This window comes from Granulosicoccus sp. 3-233 (assembly GCF_052681095.1).
The window spans coordinates 1,037,193-1,063,233 of sequence record NZ_JBQYLE010000001.1 but is presented as its reverse complement, the minus strand read 5'-3'; the positions used below and the strand labels follow the sequence as shown (position 1 = coordinate 1,063,233).

General features: G+C 58.4%; 25 protein-coding genes and 1 tRNA gene. 6 read left to right on the top strand and 20 right to left on the bottom strand.

Going from position 1 to position 26,041, the window contains the following annotated elements; genetic code table 11:
- Positions 1-55 precede the first annotated feature (55 nt).
- From ACUNV4_RS04680 to ACUNV4_RS04655, 6 genes are all read right to left on the bottom strand, one after another.
- Positions 56-679, bottom strand: a complete 624-nt coding sequence (locus ACUNV4_RS04680; RefSeq protein WP_430877328.1) for a 3-oxoacid CoA-transferase subunit B — start codon at positions 677-679, stop codon at positions 56-58.
- Positions 679-1,383, bottom strand: coding sequence for a CoA transferase subunit A (locus tag ACUNV4_RS04675; RefSeq protein WP_430877327.1), 705 nt, complete (start codon positions 1,381-1,383; stop codon positions 679-681). Before ACUNV4_RS04675 ends, ACUNV4_RS04680 begins: the two co-directional genes overlap by 1 nt.
- 196 nt (positions 1,384-1,579) lie before the next feature.
- Positions 1,580-2,644 (bottom strand): TRAP transporter substrate-binding protein DctP, encoded by a 1,065-nt coding sequence (gene dctP, locus ACUNV4_RS04670; protein WP_430877326.1) that lies wholly within the window; start codon positions 2,642-2,644, stop codon positions 1,580-1,582.
- A 42-nt stretch (positions 2,645-2,686) separates the two neighbouring features.
- The gene (locus tag ACUNV4_RS04665) at positions 2,687-3,976 is read right to left on the bottom strand and encodes a TRAP transporter large permease (RefSeq protein WP_430877325.1); all 1,290 of its coding nucleotides are present in this window, start codon (positions 3,974-3,976) and stop codon (positions 2,687-2,689) included.
- A 72-nt stretch (positions 3,977-4,048) separates the two neighbouring features.
- Positions 4,049-4,591, bottom strand: coding sequence for a TRAP transporter small permease (locus ACUNV4_RS04660; RefSeq protein WP_430877324.1), 543 nt, complete (start codon positions 4,589-4,591; stop codon positions 4,049-4,051).
- A gap of 83 nt (positions 4,592-4,674) precedes the next feature.
- Positions 4,675-5,460: an SDR family NAD(P)-dependent oxidoreductase gene (locus tag ACUNV4_RS04655; protein WP_430877323.1), complete on the bottom strand. Its 786-nt coding sequence runs from the start codon at positions 5,458-5,460 to the stop codon at positions 4,675-4,677.
- Between the two features lie 371 nt (positions 5,461-5,831).
- Between ACUNV4_RS04655 and ACUNV4_RS04650 the strand changes: the two genes are divergently transcribed.
- Positions 5,832-6,683 carry a DUF4437 domain-containing protein gene (locus ACUNV4_RS04650; protein WP_430877322.1) on the top strand — a complete coding sequence of 284 codons (852 nt, stop codon included), beginning with the start codon at positions 5,832-5,834 and terminating at the stop codon, positions 6,681-6,683.
- 78 nt (positions 6,684-6,761) lie between these two features.
- On the opposite strand, the gene ACUNV4_RS04645 is transcribed toward ACUNV4_RS04650, so the two are convergent.
- The 4 genes from ACUNV4_RS04645 to ACUNV4_RS04630 form a co-directional block, all read right to left on the bottom strand.
- Positions 6,762-8,204, bottom strand: coding sequence for an NAD-dependent succinate-semialdehyde dehydrogenase (locus ACUNV4_RS04645; RefSeq protein ID WP_430877321.1), 1,443 nt, complete (start codon positions 8,202-8,204; stop codon positions 6,762-6,764).
- Between the two features lie 117 nt (positions 8,205-8,321).
- Positions 8,322-10,148, bottom strand: a complete 1,827-nt coding sequence (locus ACUNV4_RS04640) for a SulP family inorganic anion transporter (RefSeq protein WP_430877320.1) — start codon at positions 10,146-10,148, stop codon at positions 8,322-8,324.
- A complete protein-coding gene (locus ACUNV4_RS04635; protein WP_430877319.1) occupies positions 10,145-10,354 on the bottom strand; it encodes a hypothetical protein in 210 nt (69 codons plus the stop codon). The genes ACUNV4_RS04640 and ACUNV4_RS04635 overlap by 4 nt, the downstream gene beginning before the upstream one ends.
- Before the next feature lie 218 nt (positions 10,355-10,572).
- Positions 10,573-11,418, bottom strand: coding sequence for an isocitrate lyase/PEP mutase family protein (locus ACUNV4_RS04630; protein ID WP_430877318.1), 846 nt, complete (start codon positions 11,416-11,418; stop codon positions 10,573-10,575).
- A 173-nt stretch (positions 11,419-11,591) separates the two neighbouring features.
- Between ACUNV4_RS04630 and ACUNV4_RS04625 the strand changes: the two genes are divergently transcribed.
- Positions 11,592-11,933: a DUF3140 domain-containing protein gene (locus tag ACUNV4_RS04625; RefSeq protein WP_430877317.1), complete on the top strand. Its 342-nt coding sequence runs from the start codon at positions 11,592-11,594 to the stop codon at positions 11,931-11,933.
- Between the two features lie 273 nt (positions 11,934-12,206).
- Entirely contained in the window at positions 12,207-12,452 is a 246-nt protein-coding gene (locus tag ACUNV4_RS04620) for a hypothetical protein (RefSeq protein ID WP_430877316.1), read from the top strand.
- A gap of 69 nt (positions 12,453-12,521) precedes the next feature.
- Here ACUNV4_RS04620 and rpoS read toward each other — a convergent pair whose 3' ends face one another.
- The 4 genes from rpoS to surE all read right to left on the bottom strand — a co-directional run bounded on the left by rpoS (position 12,522) and on the right by surE (position 16,207).
- Complete coding sequence (gene rpoS / locus ACUNV4_RS04615; RefSeq protein ID WP_430877315.1) at positions 12,522-13,484, bottom strand: RNA polymerase sigma factor RpoS; 963 nt, start codon at positions 13,482-13,484, stop codon at positions 12,522-12,524.
- Between the two features lie 171 nt (positions 13,485-13,655).
- Positions 13,656-14,699, bottom strand: coding sequence for a peptidoglycan DD-metalloendopeptidase family protein (locus ACUNV4_RS04610; RefSeq protein ID WP_430877314.1), 1,044 nt, complete (start codon positions 14,697-14,699; stop codon positions 13,656-13,658).
- A 90-nt stretch (positions 14,700-14,789) separates the two neighbouring features.
- The gene (locus tag ACUNV4_RS04605) at positions 14,790-15,461 is read right to left on the bottom strand and encodes a protein-L-isoaspartate(D-aspartate) O-methyltransferase (RefSeq protein WP_430877313.1); all 672 of its coding nucleotides are present in this window, start codon (positions 15,459-15,461) and stop codon (positions 14,790-14,792) included.
- Positions 15,458-16,207: a 5'/3'-nucleotidase SurE gene (surE, locus tag ACUNV4_RS04600; protein WP_430877312.1), complete on the bottom strand. Its 750-nt coding sequence runs from the start codon at positions 16,205-16,207 to the stop codon at positions 15,458-15,460. The genes ACUNV4_RS04605 and surE overlap by 4 nt, the downstream gene beginning before the upstream one ends.
- A gap of 98 nt (positions 16,208-16,305) precedes the next feature.
- On the opposite strand from surE, the gene ACUNV4_RS04595 reads away from it, so the two are divergent.
- Entirely contained in the window at positions 16,306-17,268 is a 963-nt protein-coding gene (locus ACUNV4_RS04595) for a hydrolase (protein WP_430877311.1), read from the top strand.
- Here the strand turns inward: ACUNV4_RS04595 and ACUNV4_RS04590 are convergent.
- From ACUNV4_RS04590 to ACUNV4_RS04575, 4 genes are read right to left on the bottom strand one after another with little or no spacing between them, the layout of a single operon-like run.
- Positions 17,246-17,917 (bottom strand): histidine phosphatase family protein, encoded by a 672-nt coding sequence (locus ACUNV4_RS04590; protein WP_430877310.1) that lies wholly within the window; start codon positions 17,915-17,917, stop codon positions 17,246-17,248. The genes ACUNV4_RS04595 and ACUNV4_RS04590 overlap by 23 nt on opposite strands.
- The gene (cobS, locus tag ACUNV4_RS04585) at positions 17,908-18,675 is read right to left on the bottom strand and encodes an adenosylcobinamide-GDP ribazoletransferase (RefSeq protein ID WP_430877309.1); all 768 of its coding nucleotides are present in this window, start codon (positions 18,673-18,675) and stop codon (positions 17,908-17,910) included. Before cobS ends, ACUNV4_RS04590 begins: the two co-directional genes overlap by 10 nt.
- 49 nt (positions 18,676-18,724) lie before the next feature.
- Positions 18,725-19,738 (bottom strand): nicotinate-nucleotide--dimethylbenzimidazole phosphoribosyltransferase, encoded by a 1,014-nt coding sequence (gene cobT, locus ACUNV4_RS04580; RefSeq protein WP_430877308.1) that lies wholly within the window; start codon positions 19,736-19,738, stop codon positions 18,725-18,727.
- A 3-nt stretch (positions 19,739-19,741) separates the two neighbouring features.
- Positions 19,742-20,311, bottom strand: a complete 570-nt coding sequence (locus ACUNV4_RS04575; protein ID WP_430877307.1) for a hypothetical protein — start codon at positions 20,309-20,311, stop codon at positions 19,742-19,744.
- A gap of 118 nt (positions 20,312-20,429) precedes the next feature.
- On the opposite strand from ACUNV4_RS04575, the gene ACUNV4_RS04570 reads away from it, so the two are divergent.
- Positions 20,430-20,506: transfer RNA gene (locus ACUNV4_RS04570), tRNA-Arg, on the top strand.
- Between the two features lie 40 nt (positions 20,507-20,546).
- Here ACUNV4_RS04570 and ACUNV4_RS04565 read toward each other — a convergent pair.
- Both ACUNV4_RS04565 and ACUNV4_RS04560 read right to left on the bottom strand, forming a co-directional pair.
- The gene (locus tag ACUNV4_RS04565; protein WP_430877306.1) at positions 20,547-21,797 is read right to left on the bottom strand and encodes a M28 family peptidase; all 1,251 of its coding nucleotides are present in this window, start codon (positions 21,795-21,797) and stop codon (positions 20,547-20,549) included.
- Positions 21,798-22,030: 233 nt separating this feature from the next.
- Positions 22,031-22,957 carry a DMT family transporter gene (locus ACUNV4_RS04560; protein ID WP_430877305.1) on the bottom strand — a complete coding sequence of 309 codons (927 nt, stop codon included), beginning with the start codon at positions 22,955-22,957 and terminating at the stop codon, positions 22,031-22,033.
- 69 nt (positions 22,958-23,026) lie between these two features.
- Between ACUNV4_RS04560 and ACUNV4_RS04555 the strand changes: the two genes are divergently transcribed.
- Positions 23,027-25,876, top strand: a complete 2,850-nt coding sequence (locus tag ACUNV4_RS04555) for a family 20 glycosylhydrolase (protein WP_430877304.1) — start codon at positions 23,027-23,029, stop codon at positions 25,874-25,876.
- Positions 25,877-26,041: the final 165 nt, after the last annotated feature.

Here is a 26,041-nt window from a genome sequence, read left to right as displayed (position 1 = left end):
GTGACAATACAGGCGACTCGTTCGCCAACTCCGATGAACTACTGTCGTCCACTGCTCACACGATGGTCGCCTCCGTGGCTGCCCGCAAATCCTCTTCGCTGACGCCATCGGCACATTCGACAATCTTCAAACCGCCTTCAACGACATCCAGTACGCCCAGATTGGTGATGATCCGGTTGACGACTGCCTTGCCTGTCAGAGGCAGAGTGCATTGTTTCAGCAGCTTGCTCTCGCCGTGTTTGTTGGTGTGATCCATGACCACGATCACTCGTCCGACACCCGCGACCAGATCCATCGCACCACCCATGCCCTTGACCAGCTTGCCCGGAATCATCCAGTTGGCCAGGTCACCGTTTTCGGCTACCTCCATGGCCCCCAGTATCGCCGCCGCGATCTTCCCACCGCGGATCATGCCAAAACTGCTTGCACTGTCGAAGTAGCTGGTTCGCGCCAGTTCCGTGATGGTCTGTTTGCCTGCATTGATCAGATCGGCGTCTTCCTCACCTTCCAGCGGGAACGGCCCCATGCCCAACATGCCGTTTTCGGACTGCAATGTGATGTCCTTGTCGCCGGTATGGTTGGCAACCAGTGTCGGAATACCGATGCCCAGATTCACGTACATTCCATCGTCAAGTTCTTCGGCTGCGCGTGCAGCCATCCGGTTACGATCCCAAGGCATCAGTCTGTCTCCCTCTTGCGCGTGGTGCGCTGTTCTATTCGTTTTTCGTGTGTCCCCTGCACCAGGCGGTGCACATAGATACCCGGCAGATGAACATGATCGGGATCCAGCGTGCCGCGTGGGACGATTTCCTCAACTTCGGCGATACAGATTCTGCCGCACATCGCCGCGGGCGGATTGAAGTTGCGTGCGGTCTTGCGAAACACCAGATTACCGGTATCATCGGCTTTCCAGGCCTTGACGATCGACAGATCCGCCACGATTCCCCTTTCGAGTATGTATTCCTCGCCATCGAACAGCTTGCTTTCCTTGCCTTCTGCAATGACGGTTCCCGCGCCAGTACGAGTATAAAAGCCCGGAATACCACAGCCGCCTGCACGCATCCGTTCAGCCAGGGTACCTTGCGGATTGAATTCAAGCTCCAGTTCTCCCGAGAGGTACTGACGCATGAATTCCGCATTTTCCCCCACATAGGAGCTGATCATCTTCCTGACCTGACGGCTCTCCAGCAATATGCCTAGTCCGAACCCGTCAACGCCTGCATTGTTGCTCGCTATCGTCAGGTCCCGGGTGCCTGCGTCTCGAATGGCCGAGATCAGCAATTCCGGAATTCCACAGAGGCCAAAACCTCCCGCAGCGATCAGCATACCGTCAGTCAGCACTCCGTCGAGCGCTGCCACGGCCGTGTCGTAAGTCTTGTTCATGAGATACCTGTCAGCTTGCCTTGTTCAAAATGATTCACTGCGTCGAAGCGGCTCAGCGCCAATGTTCTGCCCCACCGCCCTGTTTCATGATTCGCCTTGTCGTCTTGCATTACCAACCTGCGCCATTGGCTTACTCGACTCTCGCAACATCAGCTGCACCGACGAGATTCGCCGGTGCAGATACCGAAGGTGAGTACTACTGCTTGATGAAACTGGCCCTCTCGGCTTCGATCTCGGCATTTGCCCTGTCGACAGCCGCCTGAACAAGGTCGTAATACTCGGAACCATACTTGTCGACAAACCAGTCGATCACCGGCTGCTGTCCGGGCAGAAACGTCGCTTTTTCCTCGGCAGAGGGGATATGCACCTCACCGCCGCCATCCACGAACTTCTGGTATTTCTCGAGGTACAGGGCACCAGGCAAACCATTGCAGGTCTTGTTCAGCTCATGGAAGCCGTCAGCCACCACTCCCTGCAAGTCTTCAGGTAGTTTCTGCAGCCAGGTATCCGACATCCACCAGAAGATCAGATTATGCGTATGGTGATCGGCAACAGCGTATTTGACATAGTCGTTCAATGAAGTATCAACCACGTCGGAAAGGGCATTCTTGGTACCGTGGACCACGCCAGTTGCCAGCGAAGTGTAGAGCTCGGGCCAGGGCACCGGCGTCGGGTTCATGCCAAGCGCGCGGGCAAACTCCATCGAAACCGGCGACTCCACCGTACGCATCTTCACACCCTTGAGGTCTGCTGCCGTCTTTATCGGCACATCGGCGAAGAAGTCTCGCCAGCCAACACCACCCGTCATGCCCATCAATCTTACGGACCCTGTCGCCTTGAGTACGTCGGCACGCAACCGCTCGGTCAATTCACGATCAGCCATGACCTTGTCCATCACCTGATCATTCTCGAACATATAGGGAATATCAAAGGCCTGGATGGGGCCGAAAAAATTGGCAATGCCACCGCCGGAGGTCAGCGTCATCTCGAGCGTTCCAAACTGCACCGCCTCGACATTTTCCCGAAAGTTGCCCAATTGACCTGCCGGATAGTGCTTTACCTCTATACGCCCCCCCGAGTATCGCTCGACATGGGACTTCATCACCTCGGCGCAGGTCGACAAGGGCTGTGAAACCGCCGAGACATGGCCAATCTTGAGCGTGTAGTCAGCGGCATGCACACTGGCTGTGAATGCCAAGGCACTGAACAGACTACCGCTCAGGCCAATGACAAGTTTTCTACTGCTGTTGTTGATAGACATCGGGTCCTCCCCCTGTATTGTCTGTAGTGGGTCTGTGCGGCTTTACATGAAACCGAACAGGCGTGGAATGGTGAGGGTCAGTGCCGGGATCATGGAAATCAGCACGATGACCAGAAAATGCACAGCGAGATACGGCCAGAGTTCACGGGAGATCTTTTCGATGCCCGTTCGGGTCAGCCCGGATGCGACAAACAGAATCATGCCCATGGGTGGCGTCACCAGGCCGACGGTAACGTTGACGCACATGATGATGGCAAAGTGAACGGGATCGACACCTACCTGCGCCAGTGCGGGACCAAATATCGGCCCCAGAATGAGAATCGCAGGCACCGCATCCAGAAACATGCCGATGAACAGCAACAGTATATTGACCAGCAGAAGCAACAGATACGGGTTCTCGGTAATGGTGAACAGAAGTTCAGCCAAAGCCTGTGGTACGCCAGACACGGTCGCCGCCCAACCGAAGATCGTGGCCGAACCGACGATCAGCAGAATGGATGAGGACACCAGACCAGTGCGGTACAGGATGCCAGGCAGATCGGAAGGCTTGACCGTGCGTGTAATCAGCATGGACAGAATCAAGGCATAGAAGACGGCAGCTGCGGCAGCCTCGGTGGGAGTAACGATTCCCGACACGATGCCGCCAAGTATGATCACCGGGGTCATCAATGGCAAAAGAGCGGGTTTGAAAGCTCCCCACATCTCACCTTTGCTGGCTCGTCGTTCAGCCTTCGGATAATTGCGTCGCTTTCCGATGATGGCGGTAACCACCATCAAGCCAATACCAACCATGGCACCAGGTATGATGCCAGCAAGAAACAGTGCAGCCACCGAAACATTCATCACATAGGCATAGATAACCATGATGATACTGGGAGGAATGATCGGTCCGATGACCGAGCTTGCCGCAGTCACGGCCGCGGAGAACGCACGAGAATAACCGTCCTTTTCCATTGCCGGAATGAAGATGGAACCCAACGCTGAGGTATCTGCCACCGCCGATCCACTGAGCCCGGCAAACATGATCGAAGCAAGAATGTTTGCCTGCGCCAGACCGGCGCGCACATGACCGATAAGCACGTTGGCAAAATGCACCAGACTCCTGGTGATACCACTGACATTCATCACCTCGCCCGCCAGGATGAACAACGGAATCGCGAGTATGGGGAACTGCGCTATACCGCCAAACATGCGCTGCGGCAGCATTTTCATGAAAGCAGCCTGATCGGTCAGCAGGAACCCGGCCAGCGGCCCCGCAGCCAGTGCGAACACGATCGGTATCCCCACCGCCATGAAGAACAGAAATACCCAGAAAAACGTCAGAGCTGCCATGGTGCCAATTTCCTCCCTAGATTCCGCAGAATGGCTGCGGCCTGAACTTGATTATTGAGGTCGAATGCCGTTTCACGACAACGAGTTATCGATCATGCTTCCCGGTTCGAGATCAACCTCGTCGGGACTGAAAATGCCGAGCAAGGCACTCAGGGAAAATTCCAGAGATATCAGGGCCATGACAAAGCTGCCAAAGGGAATGGCAAAGTAGATCCAGAAAAATGACATCTCGAAAGAAGAGGGTTGTTGATTGCGGGCGATCCAGGCAATGCTGTAGCCCTGCCAGACAAACACGCACATCAGCACAAACACGATGCAATAGATGATCAGGTAATTGAGATTGCGTAGCCTTGGAGGCAACAGGCTGGGCAGGATATCCAGCGCAATCTGTCCACGGTTTTTCAAAACGATCGGTGCGGCGACAAATACAAGCCAGAACATCATGTACTTGCCGGCTTCTTCATACCAGGGAATCGAGCTATTGAGGGCATAGCGCCAGAAAACGCCGACGAAAACATTCAGCGTGATCGCACCCATCAACAGGATGGTCAACCATCGCAACAGTTTGCAGATCGCAAGATTGGTCTGATTCAGGCCTGCTATCAACGCTTTCATCATCTATACCCTTGGTCGCTGGCAACAGCTGCCACGTAAAATCATCATCGGAGGTAAGCGGAAGCCGCGATTCGAATGACTCTTCAAAGCGGGCGTCGTGCAAGCGAGAAACTCTGGCCTGTTGGCCCGCCGACAGGCCGTGTTGCCATGTACAGTGCCAACTCCCCGACTTCATCGGGATGCTTCAACCTTTCCCACTCGGGGAACCCCGGCGGCAGTGCGTCTGCGAATCTCTCCAGCACTTCTTCGGGCGTGGTGCGTCGATCGCCGGGCTTGTCCTTGTTGAGCATGCTGGTCGCTACGGGGCCGGGAATCAGATTGTTGACGTCGATTCTGCGTGGCCATAGCTCATTGGCCAGAGCATCGGTGAGCATGTTCATCGCCGCCTTGGAAACATGGTAAGCGCTGTTGCTATTACCGGCACGCTTGCCCATTCCGGATGAAACGTTGATGATCTTGGCCCCTTCCGACAGCCCTTCCAGCAGAAATCGAGTCACCATATAGGGCCCTCGAACATTGATCTCGACCGTTTTCCACCAGTTCTGCGGGTCCGACTCTTCGATTTTTCCATTTTCGAGTTCCGCCCCTGCATTGTTGACCAGTACATCGATAGATTTGAATTCAGTCATGACATCTGCACAGAAGCGCTGCGTAGCCTCCTGATTCGCAAGATCCACGGCAGCAATGATGCAACGAACACCCTCGGCCTCCACTTCGGCCTTGACCGCTTCCAGCTCCGCCAGAGTGCGCGAGCAAATGGCGAGATCGGCTCCCGCGCGAGCAAAATAAAGCGCAATCGAGCGCCCGACACCACGACCAGCTCCGGTTACTACTGCTGTCTTGCCGGCAAGCGACTTCTCTTCGGACATGTGATTTCCTCTTTCTTATCGTGAATGGACATGACGAGCGGATACTATCCGTATCGTGCCAGCTCACCCGGCCCCATGGGTGCGCACTCTTCCGTGGAATCCTCCACGCAGCTTCTGCAGCCTCAACACACCTCCATCAGGACGTGTGTGCATTCGAATACAGACGACGATTCGTTACCACAACTGCACTGTAAAACATATAAAGGTATATATCAATACATATTTTTACTTTTGTGCGTTCCAACGTAGTAGCATCTGCTCGGCCTTGATCGACGAGCTGTGCCTGAGCGTTTGAAAATCACGCTTGTCCCGACTATCAAGGTCAACAACATCACACGCGTGAACACCAATCATCGATACAGGAGATACGCATGAAATCGAATCGCTACCACGCTCTCGGCCTGGCACTGAGCCTGCTGGCTACCGCAAACACCCCGCTGCTGGCAGCAGAACCGGGCAACGAACTGGTCAGGGACACGGATGTCAAGTTCATCCCGCTCAACCCGGCACGTGGCGATGCCAGTCCTCGGTCCGGAGCACTCTGGGGCAATATCCGCGAAGACGTTCCCTCGGGCATGCTGGTGACCTTCGCAGACGGTTTTTCATCCCCACCACACATACACAACATTACCTATCGCGCAGTCGTGATCAATGGGCTCGCTCATAATGACGATCCCGACGCAGCCAACATGTGGATGGGACCCGGTTCGTTCTGGACTCAACCCCTGGGTGAAAACCACATTACCGCCGCCAAGAGCGCCGATGGCAAGACCCCGATGATCTTCCTGGAAATCCTGTCAGGCCCCTATCTGGTCAAACCGGCCGACCAGGCTTTCGCCAGCGATGAACTTCCGGTCAATGTCGATGCCCGTAATGTTGTCTGGCTGGATGCCGAGGATGTGCAATGGGTGGACGGTGATGATGGAGCGCAGATGGCATTCCTCTGGGGCAGCCTGGAAGGCAACGAAAAGAATGGTACGTTCGTCAAACTGCCAAGTGGTTACAACGGGACACTGAGCACCGATGCCCCACTGATGCGTGCCGTCACCATTCAAGGCACCACGCAAGTCACGATGTCAGGCGAGACAGAAACCAACAGTTTGAATCCGGGAAGCTATTTCGGGTCCCGCGGAGAGGCCTCACACACGGTTGCGTGTGAGTCTGACGATGATTGCATCCTGTACATGCACACCGAAGGCGATTACGTACTCGCTGCTTCCTGATCATCCGACTGCTTCGAAGAGGCCACGCCCATCGCGCGTGGCCTTTTCCTGATGATCGGTGTAATGATTATCAGGCTTTTACAAGCCTGGCTTCATGGCGATGGACTTCGGCACGACATAATGATCCAGACTTTCGGGGCCACCCTCGACACCGTAACCACTTTCCTTGACCCCACCAAACGGGGTTTCCGGAATGGCTATTGCCACCGTATTGATGCCAACCATGCCGGCCTGCAACGCTTCGCCAATTCGCGTCGCGCGCTCCAGTGAATTGGTCAAGGCATACGATGCCAGACCAAGCTCCAGCGCGTTGGCGCGTTCGGCCACTTCATCGATCGAACGGAATCGCGTCATCGGTGCCATCGGACCGAACGGCTCCTCGGTCATGAGCAGACTGTCGTCCGCGGCATTCTCGATCACGGTTGGTGCGAAGAAATAGCCTCGTTCACCCACTCGTTCGCCACCCGTCGTGATGGTCGATCCACGAGACTTCGCATCGGCCACGAAGTCATCCATCGCAGCCAGCCTGCGTGCATTGGCCAATGGCCCCATCATGGTACCCCGAGTCATGCCATCACCCACCTTGATAGCTGCAGCTCGTTCGCTGAAGGCCTTGACGAAATCCGAGTAAATCGCCTCCTGCACGAAGAAGCGAGTCGGCGAAATACAGATCTGCCCGGCATTGCGAAACTTGCCCGGCACCAGCAGGTCGACAGCCTTGCCGATATCCACATCATCAAACACGACGACAGGGGCATGACCTCCCAGTTCCATGGTCAATCGTTGCATCCTGTCGGCTGCCATTGCCGCCAACTGCTTGCCAACAGGCACCGAGCCTGTCAGCGACACCTTGCGAACGATGCTGGATGACATCAGATGGCGGGTCAATTGCGCGGAGGGACCGAAGACGACATTCACCACGCCCGCAGGCAGGCCTGCATCCATCAACGCCTGCACCAGCAGAATGGCAGATGCCGGTGTCTCGTTCGATGCCTTGAGAATCAGTGAACATCCCGCACCCAGCGCTGCCCCGGTTTTCTTGGCGACCGTATTGATCGGAAAATTCCAGGGCGTTATTGCAAGGCAGACTCCAACCGGCTCCTTGACCACATGATGCTGAACGCCAGCTGCACGTCCCTCGACGATTCTCCCATGCAGACGTTTTCCTTCCTCTGCGCTGAACTCGAGAATATCGGCCACCGTTCCGACTTCCATGCGAGACTCTGCCAGGGGTTTGCCGTTCTCCAGTGTCACGGCAATTGCAATCAACTCGTTGCGTTCGCGGATCAGCTGCGCTGCCATCATCATGATTCGAGCTCGCTCATAACAGGACATGGCCCGCCAGATTGCGAAGCCACGCCCGGACGATTCAAGGGCCGCGTCAAGATCCTCAGCCGAGGCAACCGGAAGAGCACCCAGAACTTCTTCGGTCGCTGGATTGATCACATCCTGCGTTGCTCCCGTCGAGCCGCCACGCCACTCGCCGTCGATCAACAATCTCAGTTCGGGATAGTCATTCATGTTTTCATTCTCGTGTTGTCGTGATGATGCAACGCTTGTCACTACGTGCAGTGTTCACAGGATGTAATGGATGTACAAACTTGCATTGTGTGGAATCTGAGCTCATGGCGTTCCGCATCAGTCCCTGAAACTCATTCCATGCGTACCAAGCGCGTCCACGACCGGTGGCGTGCTTTCTCGAGAAACTCCGTCAGGGGCTGGTTTGCCTGCGCACTCGACAAAGGCCCGAATGCGGCATCCGGCACAGATGTCCGGATCAACCTGCTCCATGACAGCACCGATCGCTTCAGCCTTGCTCGGATGAACCCTGGACTTGTCGATGACCGAAAAAAGATTCATCCGTTTGAGCGCCAGCACGGTTTCCTTGTAGGCGATCACGACATGCAGATCGCCGCCTGCCTTGCGAGACCTCAGATACTCTGACACCAGCAGATCAACACCGGACAGGTCGATCTTTCCCAGCCCTTTCAGGGCCAGAACCTTCAAGTTGCGATTCGGAGCTCGACTCTCGAAGCGACGAAGCTCGGATTCCACATGTTCAACCGAGCCAAAGAACAAAGGTCCTTCCAGACGCAACACACTGATTTGCGGGCATTGCTCAAGCGCGTGGTAGTCCACACCACGCAACAACCTGCGACCGTGATAGACGATGGGCGAGATCTCAGCCAGATGTGGACGCGCGCTACGGTGCAGAAATACGGCAAGCGAAGTTATAACTCCGACAAATATTGCGTTCTCCAGCTCAGTGGTCACACCAGCCAGAAAGGTCAGACTGAGGATCAGCGTTTCACTGCGGCTACTGCGCAGGATGTGATGAATTTCGACGAAGCTGATCAGGCGCCAGGCCACATAGATGACGATACCAGCCACCGCCGGCTTGGGAATTCGATCGACCAGAGGTGCAACCAGGAACAGCAGGATGAACAGGAAGAGTGCCGCCAGAATCGCTGCCAGCGGGGTGCGAGCGCCAGACTCCAGATTCAAGGCCGAACGGGTAAAGGATCCGGAGCCCGCATAGGCCTGGAAAAATCCGGCTACGACATTCGACATGCCTTGACCCACGATTTCCTGATTGGAGTCATACCGTTCCTGGCGTCGCATTGCAAACGAGCGACCGATGCTGATCGCTTCCAGCAGCCCGACAAAGGCAACCGACAGAGCAGCGGGCATCAGCGCAGAGATGTCCGACAGCGAAACCTCCGGAACAGTCATCGCCGGCACGATGGAAGGCAGCTTCTGGAACATTGCCACGCCGGCCTCCTCCGCTGCCAGCACCTCGCCGATAGCCGATCCGACAAACAATGCCAACAGATAGGACGGTATGCGCTTGCTCAAGCGTTGACAGACGATGATCGTCACCAGAGTCGTCAAGGCGATCATCATGGCCACCGGATTGACCATTCGCCAGTGATCGGCGACCTGCATGATCCGCTCGGCCACCCCGCCGCCGCCATCTACGCTGATTCCGAGCGCTCCGCCAATCTGCGACGCACCGATCAGCAACGCTGCTGCGGCTGTGAACCCGACCATGACGGAATGCGAGATGAAGGAGATCAGTCCTCCCAGCCGAAAAACGCCTGCCAGCAATTGAAACAGACCGGCGACAATCGTCAATGCAAGCGCAAACTGCACGTAGAGAGGCGTACCCGGTGGCGCAAACTGCGACAACGAGGCGAACATCACCGCCGATATCGCCGTAGTTGGTCCCGACACCATCACCATGGATGAACCCCAGATGGCTGCAATCACCGGCGTGATCATGGCCGTGAACAATCCATACTCCGGCGGAAGACCGGCGATGACTGCAAAGGCCACTCCCTGAGGCAGGACGATGGCTGCATTGGTCAGGCCTGCGAGCGCATCCTCCCGCAAGGTATCCAGCGTCACTGCTGCATGCCATGGACGTCGTAAGGAGAATTTCCCCAATAGCCAGGAACCGGTCATGAGGCCTCGGGTCCAGGACAAGAACTACCGTCATCGGCAAACGATCCGAGCAGCGAATTCCTGCCGAGCTGCAGACTTGCCCACAGGTCGGCACCACCCACCCGCACGCCAACTCTCCACCAGATGCAACTCACCAGACCTTCGACCTTGCGAATCTGCCGATGCTCATCACGCCTGAAGGCCGATGCAATGGGCTGAGTGAGCAAGATTGTTGGTTCTCCCGAGGTCAGTGTTCAACCCGGGCGAAACACCCGGGCCGCAGACCGAGCTTGGCGAGTTGGCCGTCATGCCCACTGCCAATCGACCGGGCATCACCCCAACTTGTCGACTGATCCGAACCCATTGATGATCTGCAGTTGACTTTATAACATATATACTTCTATATGTTTATAACAAATTGCTATTTCTGCAGATTGGAGTTGCTCTATTTCTTCGAAAACAGCGCCGAGTCCCCCTGACGACTCACCAGACCATCCACCACGTCTCCCGATATCGACTTCGACAACAATGAGAAATCGCCCTGTTCGAACATGGCGCTGCCGGCGTCGACGATAAGACGATGTGTGGCTCGTGCAAGGGCCGAACCCAGGGATATGCGAGCCACTCCGGCGGCGGCGAACTGCCCCCAGCTATGGCGGGTGAAAGGACCCGCAGCCAGCGCATTCACCGGAAGTTCCGTGGCTGCGCAGATGCGAGCCTGATCCTCCAGCGTACCCGGCAAGGGCACATACACACAATCGGCACCCGCCGCCTCGTAACCGGCCAGGCGCGCCAATGCTTCATCGATGTCGTACTGGCCATTCATCACGCCGTCGGCGCGTGCCACCAGCACGAAGTCGCCAGGCAGTGCGCGCGCAGCAGCGCAGGCCGCACGAATGCGTTCAACGGCCAGCGCGCGCTCATAGGGCGTGGCCGAAGGCAGTGCAGTATCTTCAATGGAGATACCGGCAAGACCGGCCTCGAACGCCAGTTTCACCGTCATGGCGCAGGTATCGGGGTCATCGCCGAAACCATTCTCGAAGTCGCCGGAAACCGGCACTTTCACGGCGGCTACCAGGTCGCTTGCATGCGCCAGAGCTTCGTCCCGGGTTACATGGCCCATGTCCGGCCTGCCCAGAGTGAATGCGTGCGCGGCCGAGGAAGTCCCGATGGCTTCGGCGCCGAGAGCTTCGAGCATCCTTGCCGATCCGGCATCCCAGGCATTGGCAAGGACGAAGGGCTTGCCGGGACGGTGCAGATCGCGAAAGCGTGAACCTGATTGCATGCTCATGACAGTGGTGTCTCCAGTGGTCGGGCCGGGAATCAGCCGTCATCTCGCATTCCAGCTTACCGCGTTCGACGCGAGAACAAATTGCAAGTCGTTCTCCTGTCTGCCTGTTTCAGGCTAGTTTTGGCCTTGTCAGAAGCAGGCCCCTGCCTTCATCAGCTCCACGGGAATCAATCATGTCATCATCGAAATCACGCGAGGAAATCTGGTCGGAATGGCGCGATCTGGTCAATATGGCGCCACAGGAACTGCAAGACTGGCTGGAGACCGATGACTCGAAATCGGTCGGCGACAGCGACGACGGGGAGAGCACCGGACACGCCTCCGGGCGCCGCATCGTCGAGATCAAGCGCAGCAACAAGGATGACATCAGCGATGATCAGTGGGACCACATGGCCAAGGTTGTGGGCTACATCAAGCGCCACTTGTCGCAGGGCGGACCGGATGAAGGCAAGGAACACTCGAACTGGCGTCATTCACTGATGAACTGGGGACATGATCCGCTCAAGGAGGATTGACTCCGCCACCTCTACCCACCTGCACGGCCGGAAATCGCCTGCAGCCAGGCAGGCAAGCGCTCCGCTTGGCGATTCCGGCGACTGCATCCGCCGCTACACACCATCACAAGCAGTGACGTCGGTGTCTGCCATGTACTCTGCGGTCAACCGAATCTCGCTACGTGCGTTTTATCCCTGAGTAACTTCAATCATCAGGCTCAATGCAATGTGGAACGGTCCTACACGGTCATTGCCGAATTCGATGCGTTGACGAAGTCACTGGCATACTCGTCAGTGGACAATAGGCAAGCCAGCACCCTGGCGCACAGGGTGCCGAATGAAGAGCAATGGGTTGCGATCGACAGGCTGGAATTGCGCTCGAAAGCGGCACATGCTGACATGGCGTCTGCCGTCGATGCATTGAAAGCCGGCGATGAATACTACAATGCGGCCGTTCTGGCCGGCATGAGCCGCTTTGTCAGGGATGTCGAACAGGAGATCAGCCGGTTTCAACAGAACCGGCTGCGCACGGAGTCCTGAACTCGGGGTGCGACTGCGTGCCACCGTGTGCGATCACGGCGGCAACGGGTCTCGTATCAGCCGCCGAACTCAGGCCAGAAACAGATTTTCTGCGGAATAGCCACTGCCTTCCAGAATCCGGCGCAATCGCTTCAGCGCTTCCATCTGGATCTGCCGGACTCGCTCGCGAGTCACGCCCAGTTCCTGACCGACTTCCTCGAGTGTGCACTTCTCGTGGCCGTGCAGTCCAAAGCGTCGTACCAGCACTTCGCGCTGTTTGGATTCGAGCTTCAGCAACCAGTCGTTGATGTTGGAGTTCACCGTCTCGTCCTGCAGCACCATGGATGGATCCACGTTGTTTTCGTCAGGAATGATGTCCAGCAGTGGTCGTTCGCCGTCCTTGCCGATGGCCACATCCACAGAGGTGACTCGATCACGCAGTCCCAGCAGGCGAATCACGTCTTCCACCGGTCGTTCCGTCAGAGCCGCGATGTCTTCTGCCGTTGGCTCACGATCCAGTGACTGTTGCAGACGACGCTCGGCCTTGATGTAGACATTCATCTCTTTCACGACATGAATCGGCAGACGAATGGTGCGTGTCTGGTTCATCAGGCCACGTTCGATGGTCTGGCGAATCCACCAGGTCGCGTAGGTGGAGAAGCGAAAGCCGCGCTCGGGGTCGAATTTCTCGACCGAGTGAATCAGCCCCAGATTGCCTTCTTCGATGAGATCCAGCAGGGCCAGCCCACGGTTCATGTAGCGGCGAGCAATCTTGACCACCAGGCGCAGATTGCATTCGATCATCTTGGCACGAGACTTCTCGCAACCTTTCTGAGCCAGACGGGTGTACATCTTTTCCTCGTCGGCAGTCAGAAGCTCTGAATGTTCGATTTCCTTCAGATACAGACGCGTGGCGTCCATCTCCTTCCTCGAACCATCCCGCAACTTGCTGGCAGTGATCTTCTCGCCAGAGTCGTCATCGCTGATTGCAGCGGCAGTTGAAGACCCACTACTACCTCGTCGGCTCCAGCCGGCGCGGTCGTCAGTGGACATCGTGAAATTTCCCCAATGCTGTGTCATGAGACACTCTCTTGCTGTTTTTTTTATATATTAAAGCAACTTAGATCGACTTGCTAATGCAATTTCCATGGACTAACGTATAAATTCCCCGGGACACTGTTACTCGCCTGTGCCTGCAAGGCGCGAGACTCATGAAAAGTTGCATTACCGAGCGGAAAGAAAATCCATCGGATTCAATGAATTGCCATCCTTGCGTACCTCGAACCTGAGCACAGACTCCTGTTGCGCGTTCCAGCCCAGCGTACCGATCGGATCCCCTGCCCTGACGGTGTCGTTCTCTGCGACATACAGATCCTTGGTGTGGGAATAGGCCGTCAGCAGCGATCCATCGTGCTTGACGATGATCAGATTGCCCGAACCGCTGGGATCCTTGCCCGAGTAGGCCACCACACCATCCTTCACGGCTACCACGGGTTGCCCGGGAACACCGGCAATGTCGACGCCATGTCGTCCTTCCTGAATCGGTGCGAATCCGCGGGCCACCGGTCCCTGCGTCGGCCAGGTCCAGCTGCCGACCAGGGGCTGCAATCGATCGCTCACCCCCCGGCTGTCAAGCAAGGCATCATTGCCGGCATATTCCTCTTCAACGATCTCCCGACCGGCAAAGGTCGACTCGCGCGGCACCATGGGCTGAGGAGTTTCCGGCGCAATCTCCTGCACCGGGGCTTCCGGTCGCCGATACGGCTTGCGGGTATCGAGCAGTGTCACATCGGAGACCACGGCGTTGACCGCCGGTGTGAATACCGATCGGTTCTCGGGCACTTCATGGCGCTGCGGCTGCGTCTGCGGTACTGCCCTGGGTGTTTCGACGCGAGATACCACGGCGCGATCATCCCGTTCATCCCGATAAGGGTCACGTCGTGGCGCCGATGCCGCGGCGGGCTGCTGCGCTTCTGCCCAGGCAGCCTCCGAGCGATAGCTCTCCCGCGCGTTGGATGCCGAACGAATGTTCAGATGGGTGCCGGCCGCAAAATGCCTGCCCTTGTCCGGGTTCAGAGCTGCCAGCTCATTCGGTGAGAGCTTGTAGCGAAAGGCGATACTCTCCAGCGTATCCCCGGCCCGCACCACATAGGTGCCCGAGTCCAGATCGAGACTGTTCAGGCTTTCCTCGACTCTGGGCACTGACACGCAGCCCGAGACAGTCAGGGACAGAACGGTCAGGCAGCAAACGCGTTGCAGAAGCTTCATGGATCACTCGATAATACTGTTTGTGTTCGCCATCACCATCCGGCAGGACGTGACAGATTCACTCACGATCAAGGAAGTGTAGTTGCCTGCTCAGGACTTACCAGAAAGAAAAGGCACAAATTTCACGTCACATTCACGATATTGACTGAATCCCTGCCGCGTTCGGGTAATGATCGTCAACGCCTGCATGCCGCTCTGCTCACCCACCGGTACGATCATGCGGCCGCCAATGGCAAGCTGTTCCAGCAGAGGTTCGGGGATACTCGGCGGGGCCGCGGTCACGATGATACCGTCATACGGGCCATGACTGGACCAGCCCCAGCCACCGTCACTGTAGCGCGAATGAATATTGTGATACTGCAATGCCCTGAAACGCCGGCGTGCCCGCTCCAGCAGGGAACCGATGCGCTCCACCGTGAACACCGCTTCGACCAGTCGAGACAGCACGGCGGCCTGATAACCTGAACCGGTTCCCACTTCCAGCACACGGTTCAGCGGACCGTCCTCGAGCAGGATTTCCGTCATGCGAGCCACCGCATAGGGCTGCGAGATGGTCTGTCCTTCACCGATGGGCAGAGCCACATCCTCGTAGGCACGTGAGGCAATCGCCTCATCGACGAACAGATGCCGCGGCACCGAGGCCATGACCTGCAACAGGGCTTCGTTCTCGATGCCGCGATCGATCAGGCGACGGATCATGCGGCTTCGAGTGCGTTGCGAGGTAAATCCGATACCGGCAATCTGCTCGGGGCTGGCGATCACGAGAGTCTCTCCAGCCAGGCACTCACCGGGGCTACACTGTCCATTCGCGTCAGATCGATCTGCAGCGGCGTCACCGACACGAAGCCGTCGCGAACGGCACCGAAATCGGTGCCCGGACCGTCATCGGCCACATCCCCGGCAGCCCCTATCCAGAAGATGGTTTCTCCACGCGGACTGAGCTGCTTGATGGCTTCCTTGGAGGGATGCCGGGTGCCGAGGCGTGTGGCACGCAGACCGGCCAGTTCATCAAAGGGCAGATCCGGTACATTGATGTTGAGGATGGTATCCATCGGCAAGGGGACTTCCTTCAGGTGCGCCACCAGATTGCGCATGACTGTTGCCGCCGTCTCGAAATGCTTCGGTGCGTGGCTGGCCATGGACACGGCCACCGCCGGATGCCCCAGATGACGCCCTTCGATGGCCGCCGCCACAGTGCCCGAATACAACACATCATCGCCCATATTGGGCCCGTCGTTGATTCCGCTGACCACCATGTCGTGCTCCTCTTCCAGCAAGCCACTGAGCGCGACGTTCACGCAATCGGTCGGCGTGCCTTCGAGTGAATAGATGTCCGGCTCATGGCGCCGGGCATGGATCGGATGGGATAATGTCAGTGAATTGCTGGCACCACTGTGGTTGCGATCCGGCGCCACAATGGTCGCCTCGCCCAGCGTCTTCATGGCGTTGTGAAGCGCACGAATGCCGGGAGACAGATACCCATCGTCGTTGGCGACAAGAATTCTCATAGTCCGGTCCGCTTACACACAGTTGTAGTCATCGGACTGTAAATTTAGTCCGCATTGGCATTTAAGCAACAGAATATTCGCAAAAAAGTCACTCACCCATGCCGATCATCCAGAGCACCTATACACCATCACGCTGGCTCAGCAACCCTCATCTGCAGACCATCGTGGCCAGTCAGCTTCTCAGACCGGCTGCGGTTCAGACCGATCATGAGCGCATCGAACTACCGGACGGTGACTTCATCGACGTCAATCTCAGTCAGCAGAGCCAAGGCGAACTGGTTGCCATCTTCCATGGCCTTGCCGGGAGCGTGAACAGCAACTACATCCGTGGCGTCTGGAGGACTCTGGAACTGGCCGGCTTTCGGCCGATGCTGATGCACTGGCGCGGCTGCAGTGGCGAACCCAACCGCCTGCCACGGGCCTATCACTCGGGCGCCAGCGATGATGTCCAGTGGTTCATCCGGTTCCTGCAGCAGCGCTTCGGCGACACGCCGCGCTATGCCCTGGGCTATTCTCTGGGTGCCAATGCGCTGCTGAAATACCTCGGTGAAAACGGCAGCAATGCCCTGTTGAGCGGCGCCATGGCCGTCTCACCGCCGCTGGTTCTGCAGGAAGGCGCCAACAAGCTCAACAGCGGTGTCTCGCGCCTGTATCAGGCGCACCTGCTGCGGCTGATGCGCAGACACCACGAGAACAAACGTCAGATCTACCCCGAACTGAACCTGCCGCCTGCCACCCGGCGTCTGGACTCCCTGTGGAAATTCGACGATGCCATCACGGCGCCGCTGCACGGTTTTGCCGACGCCCGTGAATACTATGAGCGCTGCAGTGCTCGCCAGTTCCTGCCCGCTATCCGCACCCCCACGCACATCCTGTGTGCTCATGACGACCCCTTCTTCACCCCGCAGATTCTTCCGGAGGCCGCAGAACTGTCCGCCGAGACCACGCTGGAGATACCGCAGGCCGGTGGCCATGTCGGTTTTCTTCAAGGTCGCCAGCGTTGGCTGGACACACATGTGGCCGAGGTGTTGAGTTCGCTCAGGGAGCGCGCCGCACATTGATGCCGCGGGTCAGCCAGCGAGCCTCGCTGGCGTCGAACTGCAGGTGCGTCAGCGAGGCCGGGTCAACCCGGAAACTCATGGCGCGCTGTAATGACCAGCCCAGGCACAGACACAACAGCGCCCGGATACTGCCACCGTGGCTGACAACCACGGCCGATGCCGATTCGACATCGGCCAGCGCCTTGCGGGCCTCTTCCAGCCACGCCTGACAACGCGCCGCCTGACTGGCAAAGCGCTCTCCGCCGGGAGGTGCACGATTCACCCAGTCTTCTGCCCAGGCTTGCATGACATCGGCGTGCTGCTCATGCACATCGGCCCAGGTCATGCCCTCCCAGTCCCCGAAATCGAGCTCCACCAGACGCGCATCCAGCAGGGTATCGGGCAATATCCGGTCAGCTGCAGCCGTGGAACCGGTCTCATCTGACCACCAGTGTTCGCGCAGCAGATCCGAGCTCTGCCGGGTTCGCAACATCGGACTGCAGTACCAGGCTTGTGGTGTCACCATCATCTGCTGCAAGCTGGCAGCCAGCTGCCGGATGGCATCTCGCCCCTGCTCGGCCAGTGCGATATCGGAACTGCCCGCAACGCCGCCCGTCGCATGCCATTCGGTATGCCCGTGTCGAATCAGGTAGAGGGACTTCAATGCCATGACACCACCATCAGCACACTCAGCAGGACTGTCACTTCGACCACCTGATTGGCAGCCCCCAGGCAGTCCCCGGTTATCCCTCCGAAAACGGCACGAAAGCGTCTGCCGGACAGCAACACGACCAGCCAGGCAACGATGAACAGCAGGTAGAGACCGGCACCCTGCCACAGAGCCAATGGCAACAGAACCGCCGCGGTGCACAGGCTGGCGTGCAGCAGACAACGCCGATCAACCCCTTCAGCCACGACCTTGTTGGCAGCTTCCGGCCGGGCATACTCTTCCAGCACCATCAGACAGACACTGCTCCAGCGACTCAGCACGTGGGCACAGATCAGCGTGGCCAGACACAGCTGCGGGGCCAGCATCCACAGTTCCCACAGACTCAGCAGCTTGATCACGACGAGCAGAATCAGCGCCAGTGCACCATAGGTGCCGACGCGGCTGTCGCGCATGATCTCCAGCTTGCGATCAACGCCGAAGGCACCGGCACTGTCAGCGACATCGGCCAGCCCATCTTCGTGAAAGGCGCCGGTGAGCCGCACGGAGAGCAGCAGCATCAGTGCAATCGACACGGAGATCGGCAACAGCTGCTGCAGGATGGCCAGACTGGCTGCCAGCATCGACCCCACGATGAAACCCACCAGCGGAAAATAGCGGGTCGACCGGACCAGCTCGGTGGCCTCGCCACTGGCCAGAGTTCCCGTGGGCAGTCGCGTCAGGAACATGATCGCTGTTGCCAGACGATTCAGTTCCTGCATGGGTTCGCCAGTCCTGACAGTGTGGTGCAGCAGCCGGGCAGTACCGCCATCACGCGCTGGTGGAAACGCCAGCGTCGGCAAAACTGGCCATGTCACGCAGTATGGCGGCAGCTCCGCGCAGTATCGGCAGGGCCAGCGCCGTGGCCGACCCTTCTCCCAGCCGCATGTCCAGTTGCAGAATGGGTCTGGCCTGCAGTTCGTTCAGGGCGAGCACATGACCCGCTTCAGCCGACTGATGGGCAAAGAACAGCACATCGCGCACCGAGGGCTTCATCCGACAGGCAATCAGCGCGGCCGCCGTGACAATGAAGCCGTCGACCAGTACCGGCAAACGATGCGCAGGTGCTTCCAGCATGGCACCCACCAGTGCAGCCACTTCCAGACCACCTGCCTGGCGCAGGCACTCCAGCGGATCATCGCTCTGCCCGGTCAGACGCTCGATGACGTCGCCGACCACCACCTGCTTCCAGGTCAACTGCTGATCATCCACACCGGTGCCACGCCCGGTGACGGTCTGCGCATCCTCGCCACACATGAGGCCGACGAGAATGGCGGCCGATGTGGTATTGGCTATGCCCATCTCACCCAGACCCAGACAGCGATGTCCATCCGCAACAGCCCGCACCACTGCTTCACGCCCGACCTGCAACGCTTGATCCAGCTCCTCATGCGACATGGCAGCCTCATGAATCAGATTGCGGCTCCCGCCCCTGACCTTGCAGTCGAGTACGCCTTGCAGATGACCCAGATCGGACGCCACGCCAACGTCCACCACTTCCAGCGAGGCACCTGCGTTGGCGCCCAGTACATTCACGGCGGCACCGCCCGCTGCAAAGTTGGTCATCATCTGCGCCGTGACTTCAACCGGAAATGCACTGACTCCGGCTACTCCGACGCCATGATCGGCACCGAAGACGATGATGCGCGCCGGATCCACCTGCGGTTTCAGAGTCTCCTGAACCGTGGCCAACTGCACAGCCAGGGCTTCCAGCAGCCCCAGGGAGCCGAGTGGCTTGGTCTTGTTGTCGATACAGTGTTGCGCATCTGCGCCAATGGAAGTCATCACTCAATCCTGTAGATTTGTTCTCTTGCCGAGCAGACTCTGCACGTGATCGCCAATGGTCTGGCGATCCGCGTCACTCATTCGCACGAATCTGGCGCGATAGGTCGGTGAATCCCCGCGAGCCACCTCGGGTGAATCATTACCTGCCAGAATCAGCGCATCCGTTCCGATCCGCTGTCCACTGGGAAAGAGCGTCATGGTCAGACCTACCATTTCACCCGGCTGCAGCAACAGCGTATCCTGAAACCGGATCCCGCCGGCCGACAGGCTGACCTTGTGTGTCGGCCGGATCGGTGCGCTTTCTCCGCCGAGCAACAGTTCACGGATGCGTTCTTCCAGAGCATCGATGTAGGCAGCCACTTCCGGGTGATCCCGGCAGACCTCCGCGTAACCATCGATCTCGTACTTGTCGCGCTTGCGGACCGACTGCCTCGCCGGTGCACGGACGACCTGACCGGCTGCCGGCAGATCGGTCAGTCGCTCGACATGCAGGGCAATGGCGTCCTGCACACGCTCGCTGGAGCGCCGTTCGGAGGATTCCTGCGTACCACCCATATCGGACTGATCTGTCATGTGACTACCTGTAGTGAATGCTCGGTTCTCATTCGACTCGACATTGCCTGTCAGCTCGAATCACGCAATGTTCATCCCTGCGGCCCTGTTTTAGCTATACTGCGGCACTGTGTCTGCCGTCCCGGTAGCTCAGCTGGATAGAGCAGCCCCCTCCTAAGGGGCAGGTCGGGGGTTCGAATCCCTCCCGGGACACCATGCACAACGGCAGCCGTAGCTGCCGCCGCGCAACACAGCGCTACTTTCCCTTCTTCTTGTCCAGCTTGGCAAAGCCCTGATGGCTCAGCGGTTCCGTCTGGTCGAGTCGAGGATGTGAGGTTCTGAATGCATGATGCAGATCCTCTTCCTGGTCCATCGCCAGCAATGTCGCCTTCAGCGCATGAATAGCGGCCAGTACATCCCCCGTATGACCCGATTCCGAGATCGTGTGCATGTTGCGCGTGGGAAAACCGACGGAGGTTGCCGCACTGTCCACACTGGCCAGAACCGAGGCCATGCCATCGGTGCCGGTGTCACGACCGCTGACATCGATCTGCATGGGTATGCCTTCACTGGCCGCCGCGCGCTTGATCCGGGCATTGAGCTGCTCGCTGACAATGGCGCCACTGGTCAGTGTGAAGCCCTTGCCCATCTCCAGTGGCTGCATGTTGCGATCACCGATGCCCGGAGCTGCCACGTAGTCGTGATTCACATCAATGGCAATCAGGACATCCGGCGCCATCTCTCCGGCCAGCACCCGGCTGCCGAACCGACCGATCTCTTCATGCGAGGCAATGGCGTACAGCACACGAATGTTCTGCGTATCACCGGCCTCGGCCACCAGTCTGGCCACCTCGGCGGTCACGAAGCAGCCCAGACCGTTGTCCAGGTAGGCGCCGTAGAAGGTATCGGGACTGAATCCGCGCTTGATGGGACGATTCAACAGGATCGGATCGCCGGGCTTGAGACCCAGACGCTTGATCTGATCAGCCTTGTTGTCACCATGGACCTGCAGATCCAGATACAGGGAATTGGGACGGATGCCCTTGTCGCCGGTACGCTGCGCCGGATCCGAGAAGTGGATGGCTCCCATGGCCTCGATGGTGCCGCCATTCAGTGATCGATAGGCACCCGGTTCGTCCGGGTTCTCGCTGAACACCGTCACTTCGTGGCCGATCAGGGTACACGGCAGGAAGGAGTCGCTGTTGACGTAGACCTTGCCATCGCTGCCGATCTTGCGCACCTGCATGCGAATCTTGTCGGCATGGCCCACCAGCATCACGCTGAAACGATCGTCCTCGCCCGGGTGAGAATCCCACACGACCCCGGCATTGCCGACAAACTGATGCATTTCCCAGCTCGAGGGCATGAAGCTGTCGAAATAGGGCTGCAGAACGCCCAGGGTCATCGCCGACTCCAGGCCCACCGGGCTGGGAGCCGCAATGATGTCGCGCATGATCTCGAACTGTTCGTCCGGCATGGGAGTCGACCAGGGATTGGCTTTAGTCATGATGAAGAATGGATTCGTTGTGAAATTCGGAAAGTGTGAAGTATACCCAGTGGTGCGCCCATCGGATGATTTCGCATGCAGAGTGTCAGCCTTCGCACTGACCAGATGTTGCCGCGAAGGCGTACCGGGGTACGTCAGGCAGGAACACCGCGCTCATCGAGGCGACTCGACTTCTCCTTCGGCTGACGTTCGCCAGGTACGGTGTCGTGTATCCATTATCGTGCCGTTCGCGGTCATTGTGTAACCGGTGACGCCAGCGGCCTGTCCGTGCGGCGCTGACCAATGGCAATACCGGCCAGAATCAGCAGCAATGCCACCCACATGGCAAGGCTGGGCTGCTGTGACAGGAACAGCCAGCCCCAGAACACGGCAAACAGCGGAATCAGATAACCGACATTGGACATGTAGACCGCGCCGTTGATCTGCACGATCTGCGCGCGCAGTACATAGGCAATGGCGGTCGGTCCGATGGCCAGCACTGCAAGAGCGCCAGCGGTCTCCAGATGCCAGCGCTGCTCCCAGGGTGGGCTCGACAGCAGCAGAATGGGTACCATCACCACGCAGCCGGCCACCAGGGTACCGGCCACCAGCAGCAGCGTCGGCATGCCTTTCAGGCGACGGATCAACAGTGATGATATCGAGTAACAGCAGCCAGCTGCGACGACCGCCAGCATGCCGCTCAAGCCACCACCGCCCTGCAGCAGCCCCTGTCCCAGCAACACCACCACCCCCAGAAAACCCAGTATCAGTCCGGTGAGTTTGGGCCATGAGAAACGATCATCCTGCGTCATGAAATGCGAGAACAGCAGCGTGAAGAACGGCGACGAGGCCAGCAGGATGGCCGTGGTGGCACTGTCGATTCGCAATTGTCCCCAGCCGATCAGCGTGAATGGAACCGCGCTATTGAGCAGACCGATGGCGCCCAGCAACAGCACAGAGCGACGATCCAGCTTCACTGGCAGTTTCATGCTGCGGCACACCAGGCAGATGATCACAGCGGCCAGCAACACCCGGTAGCTGGCAATCGCCACGGGCGTGAAATCCCCCAGCGCCACGGCATTGAGCAGAAAGGAGGAACCCCAGATGGCTGCCGCCGTCAGAAGGCGCAGATGATCGCGCAACAGGGGTTTTCGCAACGTCGTCTCGTTAATCTCTTGCAAGGTGTGACAACTGCTCGAAAAAACAGGAAATGGGCAGGCATAATGCCAGCACTACTCCATCTGCACATCATGATGAAAAAAAATTCCTTGAAACTGACTCTTGCCCTGCTGTTCACGGCAGCTCTGGCAACTGCCTGTGGCGGTTCCAGCAGCTCCGGCGGCAACACTGACGGAGGCACCGTTGGTGGTACCGACGGTGGTGGCACGGACGGCGGTACCACTGGCGGTCAGGACTCCGGCGACTTGTCGGCCCTGAGCCACACAGGCAAGCCCTTGCCACAGAACGCGGTCAACCCGGCCGATACAGCCCTGTATTCGGATGTTGGGCGTGCCAAGGCAGCCGCTCTGCCGGACAATCTGGCAGTGGTCTACGAAGTGGTGGAAAACCATGGCGGAGATGCCTTTCCGACGGGCAACCCCAGCTGTCAGTCACTGGCTGCCGAATATGCCTCCTGCAGTGTGACCAATCTGCACATCAAGGACGCCAATGGCGAACTGAACGATGGCAACTGGAAACTGTACTTCCACAGCATTCGCCGCATTCTGCGGGTAGACAGCGAAGAATTCAGCGTCTCCCTGGTCAACGGTGATCTGAACTACCTGGAGCCTACCGATGCATTCACCGGGTTCGATGGCAACGTCAAGACCATCGGCCTGGTCACGGAATTCAATCACCTGATCGAATCGGATTTCATGCCGCGCTACTGGCTGGTCCGCGACAACGGCAATGTCACGCTCATCGGCAACACCGATGAAGACACCGACGAGTCCGCCTATTCGGTGGCGATCACCGGTGACAATGCCAAGTCCTACAATGGCGAACCCACGCCGGTTGCCTCGGCCAGCAGTCGCTTCGAGGCCAATGGGGATGCCCAGGCCATCGCCGACACGCTCAGCGCTGAAGAGATCCAGGCACGCATCATTCCCCGCCCGGCCAGCATGACTGTGGGTAGCGGCACATTGAACATCGGCAACGGCTTTTCATTCAATGGCACGGATCTCCCGGCCGAGTCAGTGGCCGCCTTGCAGGCGCGCCAGGCGCAGTTCATGGGTACCGCTGCCGGAGTACCGCTGAGCGCCACCATCAATCCTTCCCTGACAGTCGGCAGCTACACCCTGGATGTCACCAGCGGTGGCATCAGTCTCGAAGGTGCCGATGAAACCGCACTGTTCCATGCCGCCCAGTCTCTGCTGGCCCTGGTGCAGCCCGGTGTCGGCACTCTGCCGCTCGTGAGTGTGCAGGACGCCCCGCGTTTCGACTTTCGTGGCATGCATGTCGATGTTGCGCGCAACTTCCATTCGGTGGAGTCCATGCAGAAGCTCATGGATCAGATGGCCGCCTACAAGCTGAACAAGCTGCACATTCACCTCACGGACGACGAAGGCTGGCGTCTGCAGATCCCCTCCCTGCCCGAACTGACCGATGTAGGCGCACGTCGCAGCTTTGCCCTCGACAGCGACGGCAATGTTTCGGAAGCGGCCAGCCTGATGCCGCAGCTCGGTTCGGGTCCCTTCAGCAGCAATCAGGGTAGCGGCTTCTATACCAGCGCCCAGTTTGTCTCTCTGCTGCGCTACGCCGCTGCCCGCAAGATCGATGTCATTCCCGAGTTCGACATGCCGGCTCATGCGCGAGCGGCCGTGGTTGCCATGCGGGTCCGTGCCGCGAACCTCGGTGATGCCGACGATATCAATGTTCGAGTGGATGATCCGGAAGACACTTCGCGCTACCTCACCATTCAGCACTATGACGATGGCATCCTGAACCCCTGCATTCCGGGTACCTACAACTTCATCGAGACCGTCATCGGCGATGTCTCCGCAATGTATCAGCAAGCCGGCCTGGAACTGGAAATATTCCACATGGGCGGTGATGAGGCTCGCAATGTCTTCACCGGCGGCGGTTTCCAGGACATCAATGCCGGCGACAAGGTGTCCTTTCGCGGCAACATCAACCGCAGTGAATGGGACTATCCCTGGGAGAATTCTCCGGCCTGTGCTGCTCTGATCGACAGCAATCCGGGCATTGCCTCTCGCGAAGTCCTGCAACCCTACTTCGTCAAGGAAGTGGCTCAGCGGGTCGCCGATGCCGGCATTCCTGCACTGTACGCCTATCAGGATATCTACGATGACCTGGATGCCGATGACCTGGCCACTCAGCGAGCCGGCGTAGGCTACTGGGAAATGCTGGCGACATCCACCGGCTACAACAACATCAACGGTTTCTCCAATCGCGGTTACGAGACCGTGGTATCCGTGCCTGACTTCCTGTACTTCGACTTTCCACAGGAAGCCAACCCCGAGGAGCGTGGCTACTACTGGGCGACGCGTTTCACCGATCTGCGCAAGGTCTTCACTTTCGCACCGGAAAACCTGCCACAGAACGCCGAGACCTCGATCAACCGCGAAGGCCGCAGCTGGAGCGCCACCGGCGATGTGGCCAACCAGGGTTTTCTGGGCATGCAGGGCCAGTTGTGGAGTGAAACCATCCGTACTGCGGAGCAATTCGAGTACATGCTCTTCCCGCGCGTGATTGCACTGGCGGAAAGAGCCTGGTCCAGAGCCGACTGGGAACTCGACTACGTCCCGGGGCAGACCTTCTCCGGTGATACCAACCTGGTCGATGAGGCTTCCCTGACCAGCGACTATGCCGGTTTTGCTGCCGCTCTGGCGGTCAAGGAATTGCGCAAGCTTGACGCCGCCGGCATCCGTTACCGGATTCCGGTACCCGGCGCCAGTACTGCTGGCGGCACGCTGGTCATGAACAGCGAACTGCCGGGTCTGCCACTGGAATACTCCACTGATGGTCAGAACTTCTCGACCTATTCCGCAGGCTCACCGCCCAACGCGGCCGTTGTCGCCATTCGGGCCCGTTCAGCCAATGGACAGCGCAGCGGTCGTATCGAAACCCTCGCGCAGTAAGAGAAAGAGACATGCCCATCGAGCCCGGTGGGCATGTCTGCTCAGAACGTACCCAATCGACATTCTTTTACGTTTTGCGTGTGAACTCGCCGACAGTTGATCGGCAAGATGTTACGCGCGTCCCCTTCCGGATGCCGATTGCCCATCGCTTTCCGGAATCAGCGT